7 protein-coding genes and 1 tRNA gene are annotated in these 8587 nt (G+C 65.2%); 3 read left to right on the forward strand and 5 right to left on the reverse strand.

Annotated features, from left to right (window positions below):
* Positions 1-575: hypothetical protein (locus MJD61_08885; GenBank protein MCG8555386.1), on the reverse strand; the 575-nt coding region annotated here is incomplete at its 3' end.
* Positions 576-761: 186 nt separating this feature from the next.
* On the opposite strand from MJD61_08885, the gene MJD61_08890 reads away from it, so the two are divergent.
* Positions 762-834: transfer RNA gene (locus MJD61_08890), tRNA-Ala, on the forward strand.
* A 133-nt stretch (positions 835-967) separates the two neighbouring features.
* Here the strand turns inward: MJD61_08890 and MJD61_08895 are convergent.
* Positions 968-1813 (reverse strand): alpha/beta hydrolase, encoded by an 846-nt coding sequence (locus MJD61_08895; protein ID MCG8555387.1) that lies wholly within the window; start codon positions 1811-1813, stop codon positions 968-970.
* A gap of 106 nt (positions 1814-1919) precedes the next feature.
* Entirely contained in the window at positions 1920-2402 is a 483-nt protein-coding gene (locus MJD61_08900) for a hypothetical protein (GenBank protein ID MCG8555388.1), read from the reverse strand.
* A gap of 214 nt (positions 2403-2616) precedes the next feature.
* Between MJD61_08900 and MJD61_08905 the strand changes: the two genes are divergently transcribed.
* Complete coding sequence (locus MJD61_08905) at positions 2617-3396, forward strand: VOC family protein (GenBank protein MCG8555389.1); 780 nt, start codon at positions 2617-2619, stop codon at positions 3394-3396.
* A gap of 498 nt (positions 3397-3894) precedes the next feature.
* Here MJD61_08905 and MJD61_08910 read toward each other — a convergent pair whose 3' ends face one another.
* Positions 3895-5475 (reverse strand): aldehyde dehydrogenase (NADP(+)), encoded by a 1581-nt coding sequence (locus MJD61_08910; GenBank protein ID MCG8555390.1) that lies wholly within the window; start codon positions 5473-5475, stop codon positions 3895-3897.
* Between the two features lie 192 nt (positions 5476-5667).
* Positions 5668-7407 (reverse strand): MFS transporter, encoded by a 1740-nt coding sequence (locus MJD61_08915; protein MCG8555391.1) that lies wholly within the window; start codon positions 7405-7407, stop codon positions 5668-5670.
* Positions 7408-7779: 372 nt separating this feature from the next.
* Here MJD61_08915 and MJD61_08920 point away from each other — a divergent pair, with 372 nt between their 5' ends.
* Positions 7780-8421: a periplasmic heavy metal sensor gene (locus MJD61_08920; protein ID MCG8555392.1), complete on the forward strand. Its 642-nt coding sequence runs from the start codon at positions 7780-7782 to the stop codon at positions 8419-8421.
* Positions 8422-8587 lie beyond the last annotated feature (166 nt).

Raw genomic sequence — 8587 nt, forward strand, 5'->3', positions numbered from 1 at the left:
AGCTGCATCGGTGTAAGGGTGGCCTGCTCCTGGCGGTCAATCTCGGATGCGACGCGGGCCGGCGGCAGCGAGGAAGCAAAAGCGAGCCGAACATCGCCCATGGTGCCGGCAATTTCGACACCCCGGTCGGGCGCCGCAAAACGCACGCTTACCTCCCCCACGAACACCGCCCGTGGCCGCAACGGAGCAAAGCTTATGGGGTCCACCTGCACCTCGACCGCCCTGGGCGAAAGCGCCCGCCCCTCAACCTCGAACAACACCGGAACCGCCTCCCCCTCGCTCCGCTCGGCGTAGCCCGAGAAGCGCACCCGGCAGGATCGATCCAAGGCAAACCCCTCGCCCAGGATCTGCAGCCGCTCCCCCGGCTCCACCGCATCCGGCTTGATCGCTTCGAGCTCGATCAACTCGATCTCTGCCAGCGATTGACAGCCCAGCACTCCGAGCAACAGCAGCGGCGCCGCGGTCCACCGCTGGAGCCTGCCCCTGCATCGCAGGAGCGCTGCGAGGACGCGAACGCAGAGCACCCCGGCCAACCGACCCGCACCGAACGAGGCCCGGCTGCTCAACCCAGCCATGCTGCCAGGCTGCCGCCCGACCAGCCGCTGGTCAAAAAACCCGCGCTAGCGCGTCGCGTCAAACAACGCTGCCACCTGGATTCTCGCGTAAGTTCCCCTCCGAGGACCGAACAAGCCTCCGTTGACACCCCCCCGAAGCCGATGCTACATGCCAGCCGCTCCGCGCGCCGGTGACAACAACACCCAGGGGCCGTAGCTCAGCTGGGAGAGCGCATGACTGGCAGTCATGAGGTCAGGGGTTCGATCCCCCTCGGCTCCACTCTCCAGAACCGATGTGATTCTGGGCGGCTACGGGGTGGCTTACCCTGGCACCATGGCGGTCGCGCGCGATCTTTACGGTCAAGCCTTCGGCAAGTAGTTGCGTTTACGATCGCACCATCGACGCGAGCCGGCTACCGGCCGGCTCGAGCGCCGAGCACCTCGTCGAAGAACGTGCCGAGCGCCTGCACGTACGTCGAGCCCGTGACAAACACCCCATCGTTGTGACCGCCGGAAAGCTCCAGAAAACGCTTCGGCTCGGGAGCCGCCTCGTACAGTCTGCGTCCCAGTGCGTACGGGATGATCTCGTCGATCGGGCTGTGCGCCATCAGCTTGGGCACCTTCACACCGGCGATGCGATCGACGGATGCGAAACGCGATCCGACCAGCAGCTTGACGGGCAGCCACGGGTAATGATGGCGGCCCACGTCCGCCAGATGCGTAAAGGTCGACTCGACGACGAGGCCCGCCACGGGGTGCTCGCTAGCAACCCAGATGGCCACGGCTCCACCCAGCGAGCGACCCATCAGGATCACGCGACCGGGGTCGAGGCCGGGCACCTGAAGCACGTGGTGGTAGGCCGCCTCCGCGTCCGCATACAGGCCGGCTTCACTGGGAACCCCGGTGCTCGTGCCGTAGCCCCGATAGTCGAAAATGAGCACGTCGAGCCCGAGGTCTGCCAACAGGGCGAGCGTTTCCAGCCGGTGCGAAATGTTGCCGGCGTTGCCATGGCAGAACACGACTACGCCCATGGGCGGAGGCCGGCCGGCCAGCTCGCTTGGCCTCCTCGAATGCACGTACCATGCACCCAGCCGTTCACCGTCCCGGCTTCGAAGCTGCACCTCGTCGTAGCGCAACCCTACGTGTGCGGGTGTCGCTTCCACATCCCGGCTGGGGAAGAAGACGAGCGAGTCGATGCTCAAAGCCATGAAGACCGCGATCGCCGCGTAGGCTAACACGCACACCAGTGCCAGGCGCATGGCCGATCGAAGCACGAATCCTCAGCACCGCCGAAGGGCTCGTGACAGAGTAACTGGTCGAGACCGGCCGCGCAGGGTGGATGCGATTCGCCGGCGCGCTTCCGCGTCATTGCGGCGCCAGCTCGCGGACCAGCTCGGCCAGACGGCTGCTGCTCACGAGGCTCTGCAGCCGGTGCCCATCGTCGACCTCTTCGAGGCGTACCAGGCCCCGTGTGCCGGTCAGCGCGAGCTTGCGGCTATCGGCCGGATCCACGATGTCATCGCGCCGGCCATGCACCAGGCAGACCCTGACTCCTTCGGGCAGCTTGCAGGCGGCACCCAGCTTGATCCCGGCCTGGGCGAGCAACAAGGTGGGTCCGCGCCACACGCCGTCCCGCAGCAGGCGAAGCGCGACCGCACCACCAAACGAGGAGCCGACCAGCACCTCGGGCTTGAAGCTACGGATGAAATCCGCCTGCAATCGAACACAGACCTCGAAGTCGCTCGTGTCCATGGCGGGTGTACGCGCATCGAAGTGACGCGCCAGAAACTGGGCTTTGCTGCCCTGCGGACTGCCCTCGAGACCGTGGATGAACTGTACGCGAAGCATGTGATCCAGTAGACACCGTGATGCGCTCCGAGGAAAGCGCGCTCGACCCCGGGATGTCCAGCGGGGTCACGATCGGCCGGCGCCGAGCTTTCCTGCGGGGCTTGCCCGAAAATAGAGTAACGTAGCGGCCTGCGAAGGACTATGGACCCTGGCGGGCGGCGCTCGCGGGCACAGCACCACGGCCTATGGACCAACCCGAACACGGAGACCCAGCATGACATCGGTAGGACAAAACGTTTGGTACGATTGCATGAGCACGGATACCGAGGCGGCAATTCGCTTCTACACCGAGGTGATCGGCTGGAAGACCCAGCCCTGGCAGAACGCCGATCCGAACAACCCTTACACGCTGTGGCTCGTGGGAGAGCGTGCGATCGGCGGCGTGATGACGCTGCCCGACGAGGCGCGCAAGATGGGCGCGCCTTCGCACTGGCTGGCCTACACCACCGTTGCCGACGCCGATGCCACGAGCGCCCGGGCCGAAAAGCTGGGCGGCAAGATCTACAAGCCGCCCTTTGACATCCCGAACGTGGGACGCATCGCTATCTTGGCAGACCCCCAAAACGCCGTGTTTGCCATCTACAAACCCCAAGGAGAGATGCCGGCATCGGCCGGCGAGCAACCTGGCGAGTTCTGCTGGTCCGAGCTCAACACCACCGACTACCAAGGAGCCTGGAAATTCTACAGCGAGCTGTTCGGCTGGAGGCACAGAAGCTCCATGGACATGGGTCCTGCCGGCACCTACTTCATGTTTCACGACGAGGCCGAGCTGACCAAGGGCGGCATGAGCAACGTGGCCAAGCAGATGGGCTTGCCGCCGCATTGGCTCTACTACGTCAACGTGGCAGACATGGACGCCACGGTGGAGCGCATCAAGCAGCACGGCGGCAAGATCCTCAACGGGCCCATGGACGTTCCGGGCGACGACCGCATCGCCCAGTGCCAGGATCCGACCGGCGCCGCGTTCGCGATCTACACCAGGGGCAAGAAGTAGCCCAGCCCGAGCGACGCCAATCGCTCGCAGACTTGTGTACGAAATCAGGGATCCAGGACACTAGGGAGTGTCTTCAATAACCCTACAGGATCACGGACGAGGTCTATTGATCTGGCTGCGGCGTGCCTGAGCACACCCGGACCGTGGACGATCGCACATCGTGGTGGTCGTCGTGGTCGTGGTCGTGGTCGTGGTCGTGGCCGTGGCCGGTACGAGGCAACCTAGCCAGTGTCAGACACGTCCTCGGTACCACGTCTGCTGCCGAGACCGGCGATTCCAAGCAACTTGGTCGTCCGTATCGTTGAGATTCTCACCAAGCTCTGTCGATAGTCACGGTCACGACCACGACCACGACCACCCAGCGCCAAGAGCTGCCGTCCCACGTTGGTCCTGGCCACCTGAAACACGCCACTTCGCTTAGGCGTCGGGTCAAAACAACATCTCCAGGTCGGCTTTGAGGCGCCCGGCCAGCAAGGCGCGCTGTCGCGCGAATACTCCCTAACGCTGATAGACGCCGTCGACTATGCGCAGAATCCCGCGTGGATTGCTGTCCTGCAGCTCGGGGGGCAACAGCTCGGACGGCCAGTTCTGAAAACAGACCGGTCGCGCGAAGCGAGCGATCGCAGCCGTGCCGACCGAGGTGGAGCGTACGTCCGTAGTCGCCGGGTAGGGTCCACCGTGATGCATCGAGGGGCAGACCTCGACCCCGGTGGGAAAGCCGCCAAAAACCAGGCGGCCGGCTCGCTCCTCGATGAGCTGCGGCAGCTCGCCAAACTCCTCGAGGTCGCGCGCAGTGGCGTGGATGGTCAGGGTGAGCTGGCCGCTCAAGTCGCGAGCGACCTCGAGCAGCTCGTCTTTGGACTTGCAGCGAACCACGATGGTGCTGGGTCCAAACACCTCCTCGCGCAGGGTCCCTTCCTGCTGGAAGGTCGCCGCTTCCACGTGAAACACCTGCGGCCTGCCCGCGCACGGGCCCGCCTCGGCCTGCGTGCTCGCCACGCTGCTCACGCCGGCGACACCGGCGAGCTGTCGGCAACGCTCGTCGTAGCTTGTGCGGATGCCGGCGTGCAGCATCGCAGCCGTGGGCGCCTGCGTGGTCAGCTCCTCGAGCTTTGCGAGCAGCTTCTGGGTCGCGTCGTCGTCCATGGTGACGACCACGCCTGGGTTGGTGCAGAACTGGCCGACCCCCAGCGTGACCGAGGCATGCAACGCTTCGGCGAGCCGCTCGGGGCCATCGGCTACCTTGCGCGGCAACAGGAACACGGGGTTCGTGCTACCCATCTCGGCGTAGACGGGAATGGGCTCGGGGCGATCGGCAGCGGCGTCGAAGAGCGCGCGGCCGCCCTGCAGCGAGCCGGTGAAACCAACCGCCTTGGTGAACGGGTGAGCCACGAGCCCGAGGCCGACCTCGACCCTGCGACCTTGCAGCAGCGAAAACGCGCCCTGAGGCAGCCCGCACGCTGCAACGGCCTTGGACACCGCCGTGGCCGTCAGCTCGGAGGTTGCCGGGTGGGCTTGGTGGGCTTTGACCACGACCGGACAACCGGCCGCGATCGCCGAGGCCGTATCCCCGCCGGCCACCGAGAAGGCGAGCGGGAAGTTGCTGGCCCCAAACACCACCACCGGACCGAGCGCACGCTTGATCGAGCGCAGATCCGGCTTCGGAACGGGTGTGCGGTCAGGCTGCGCGTGATCGATGCGAGCATCCACCCACGAGCCCTCGCGCACGATGGCCGAAAACAGGCGTAGCTGGTTCGTGGTGCGACCGCGCTCCATGAGCAGGCGCTGGCTCGGTAGCCCGGTTTCACGCGACGTTGTCTCGACCAGCACATCGCCGAGCGCCTCGATCTCGTCCGCGATGCGCTCCAGAAAAGCCGCTCGCTGCCCTGAATCGAGCACTCTCAGCGGCCGCTCGGCTTCGCGCGCCAGCTTCATGGCTTGCCCGGTCTCCTGCTCGGTCGCGTCGACGAAACCCGTGGGCAAACGCGCGCCAGTCGTTGGATCGAAGGCAAAGAACTCCTCTTTACCTTGACGCGATGCTTCCCCACCGATCAGATGGCTGCCGTGTAGCCCGCTCATAGCGCACTCCTCGTCTTTTTTGTTGCGGCGGCTGCGGCTCGCTGTCGAGCCCTGTCGGCGGGCTCGGGCCGACCGACAGCCGTCACAGCCAGACACGCTGTGTTTCCGGTACCGTATCCCTTGCACGAATTCGGGCGGCGTGTCCAGTCCGGCCAGCGCCCCAAGGGCCCGCGCCCTGAGCTATTCCACCCGTCAAGAGCGCTGGGTCGCCGGCAGCGCGCCGGCGTCGTGCCTGCGGCGCTCGGGGAAGAAGGACGCGACCAGCATCATGCCGAACATGCAGGCCAAGAGAAAAAGGGCCAGGGAGAAACGCTCGACGCAGGCGTACGCGAAGACACCAACGATGGGAAGCAGGGCTGCACGCACCCACAGGTGACCACGCGTGTTGAAGCTGTGCCCGGGCTCTGCCTCTGCGCGCTGCAGCAGCCAGTTGTAGGCCACGATGCCGAGCATCGACACGATGCCGATTCCCGTGAAGAGCGACCACATGCTGTAGGGCTCGTAGGCCTGCCAGAGCATCTCGCGCGCCTGCCACCCGTCCACGCCCAGCGTGCGCTCGAACAGGTCCATCACTTTTTCACGCTGCAGCGCCGTGACCGTGCCTGCGTCGAGCCCGGCGTGCTCGACCAGGTGCTGCCGCGCCAGCTCGATCTTGTCGCCGTGTTTCTCGTACCAGTCGCCCGCCACGATGGAGCCCACCGACCAGCCGATGCCCACCGTCATGTTCACGTAGCCCATGTACTGGCCCTCCTTGCCGGGGGGCGCGATCGAGGCCAGGTAGCGCATCTTGGTCGGGCTCGCTGCCATCTCGCCGAACGAAAACACCGCGATGGCCAGGAGAATCCACCAGCCGCTCATGTTCATGCCCAGCATGTAGATGCCGACTGCAGAAACCAGAATGCCCACGATGATCGCGGTGAGCGATCGGATCTTGCCCGTAAGGTAGCCCACAGCGAAGGCCAGCAGACTGATCTGCAGGGCGTTCAGGTTGATGAGCCACTCCTGCGTGAGGTTACCGCCGTTGACCGTTGGCACACTGCCCGCGCCGAAGGCGCTCGCGAGCAGGTCGGCGGCGCCGCGCGAGTCGATCCACTGGTTGATGAAGTTCGGCAGGATGTCGAAGAGCTGATAGAACATCAACCAGAAACCGGCGAACGCGACCGTGAAGAAGAAAAGCCGCGGATCGAGCAGGCCACGCAGCGCGTCCGTGACGAGCTTGGCCGGGCCGGCCTGGTTGAGCGCACCGTGGTGCTCGGGCTCCTTGAAAAACAGGAGCGGAACGAAGTTGAGCGCGATGCCGAACGAACAGGCCACAAAGACGTACTCGAACTCGAGCACCCGCAAATAGCCTGCGATGAGGGGACCCATGAAGCCGCCGATGTTGACCATCTGGTAGAAGAGCGCCCAGCCAAGCGACGCCGATTGCTTGGGCATCCGGTTCGCGATCAGCCCCTGCACCCCGGGCTTGAAGATGGCCGTGCCAAATGCCAGCAGCATGGCACCGGCGTAGAAGATTTCCTTGGCCGAGTCGTTGCCTTGGGCCCGCGCCTCGGCGAGCGGCACGTCGACCAGCAAGACTGCCAGCGGCGTGCAGAATCCCATCAACAGGTAACCGATGATCTTGAACACCGTGGCCCAGGCGATGTTGAGCTTGTAGCCGTAGCGGTCCGCGAAGCCTCCGGAGAAAATCGGCACGAAGCTCTGCACGAGGGCCCACATGGCGAAGAGCTCGCCCTTCTCACTGAAGCTGAAGCCGGGCCCGCCCGCCTCGAGCGACAGCACCATGAAGATCGGCACCACCACGCGCACGCCGTAGTAGGCGAAACGCTCCACGAGCTCCATCCAGTTGGCGGCCCAGTAGACCCCACCAAAAGCGCCTATCTGGCGCAGGAAGGGCTCGCGCGAAACATCGGAGGCTGGTGCGGCAGGCATGGCGGTTTCGGTTGACAGGGCGGTTTCGGTTGACAGGGCGGTTTCGGTTGACAGGGCGGCTTCGGTTGACAGGGCGGTTTCGGTTGACAGGGCGGTTCTAATTCAAAGGGCGCCGCAGCATAGCAGGTCCCAGGGCCTCGGCTGGGGGTAAGCTGGGGTAAGGAGGCGCGACAAAAATAAACTATCCAGACCGGACGTGTGGGCGGAGCGCGCCCGGATCGCGGCTCCTAAGGCCTCGGCTTGGGTCAAGGCCTCGGCTCGGGGCAGGGCCTTGTCGCCGGGGCAAGGCCTCGCCCGGGGGTAAACCAGAACCCGACTTCGCGTGTCCAAGGGCATGTGATTTTGAACAGCGAGCACCAGGGAGAACCAACCATGAGCAGAACCATCTTGAAGAGACTTTCTTTCGCCGGCGCGTTGTGCGTGGCGTGTGCACTGGCCGCGACGAGCCAGGCGCAGTTTGGGCGCGGCCACAAGCACGCCGAGGGCCCTGACATCGAGCGTTTGGCCGACAAGCTCGGGCTCGATGCCGGCACCAAGGCGGGAGCCCAGCACGTGCTGCAAGAAACCCGGGCCAAAGCAAAGCGATTGCGCGCCAAGCGCTGGGAGCTCAAGAAGCAGCTGCGTGGCCTGCTCGATCAAGAACGGCCGGACGAGGCCGCCGTCATGCAGACCGCCACCGAGCTGGGCCGAATCGAGTCGCAGCTGCACAAGCTGCGGCTTTCCACCATGCTGCGGATCCGAGGTTTGCTGAGCCCCGAACAACGCCTGCGCCTCAAGGAGCTGCGCGGGACGCATGCACGCGAGATACGCGAGCAATGCGAGCCCGACGTGAAGGCCCTGTGCGAGGACGCAGCGGATCCCAAGGCAGCCATGACCTGCCTGGTCGAAAAGCGCCAGGAGGTATCTCCCGAGTGCAAGGACGCCATGCTGGCGCTGCTTGCCCAGCGCAGCCATCACGGGCGCTGGCATCACGGACGCCGCGGACGCGGCCATCACCGGGGGAAGCGTTACTAGTGTCCTGTATCCGAAATCCCGCACACCATCGACCGGAGCCTGGTCATCCAGGCCAAGGACATCCTGATGGGCTCGGACAAGCTATCCGCACGCGATGCCGTGCACGCGGCCGTGATGACGCACCATCGCGTCCGCGAGATCCTCAGCTTCGATCGTGGCTTCGACA

It is taken from the genome of Pseudomonadota bacterium (assembly GCA_022361155.1).
GTDB lineage: Bacteria > Myxococcota_A > Polyangia > Polyangiales > JAKSBK01 > JAKSBK01.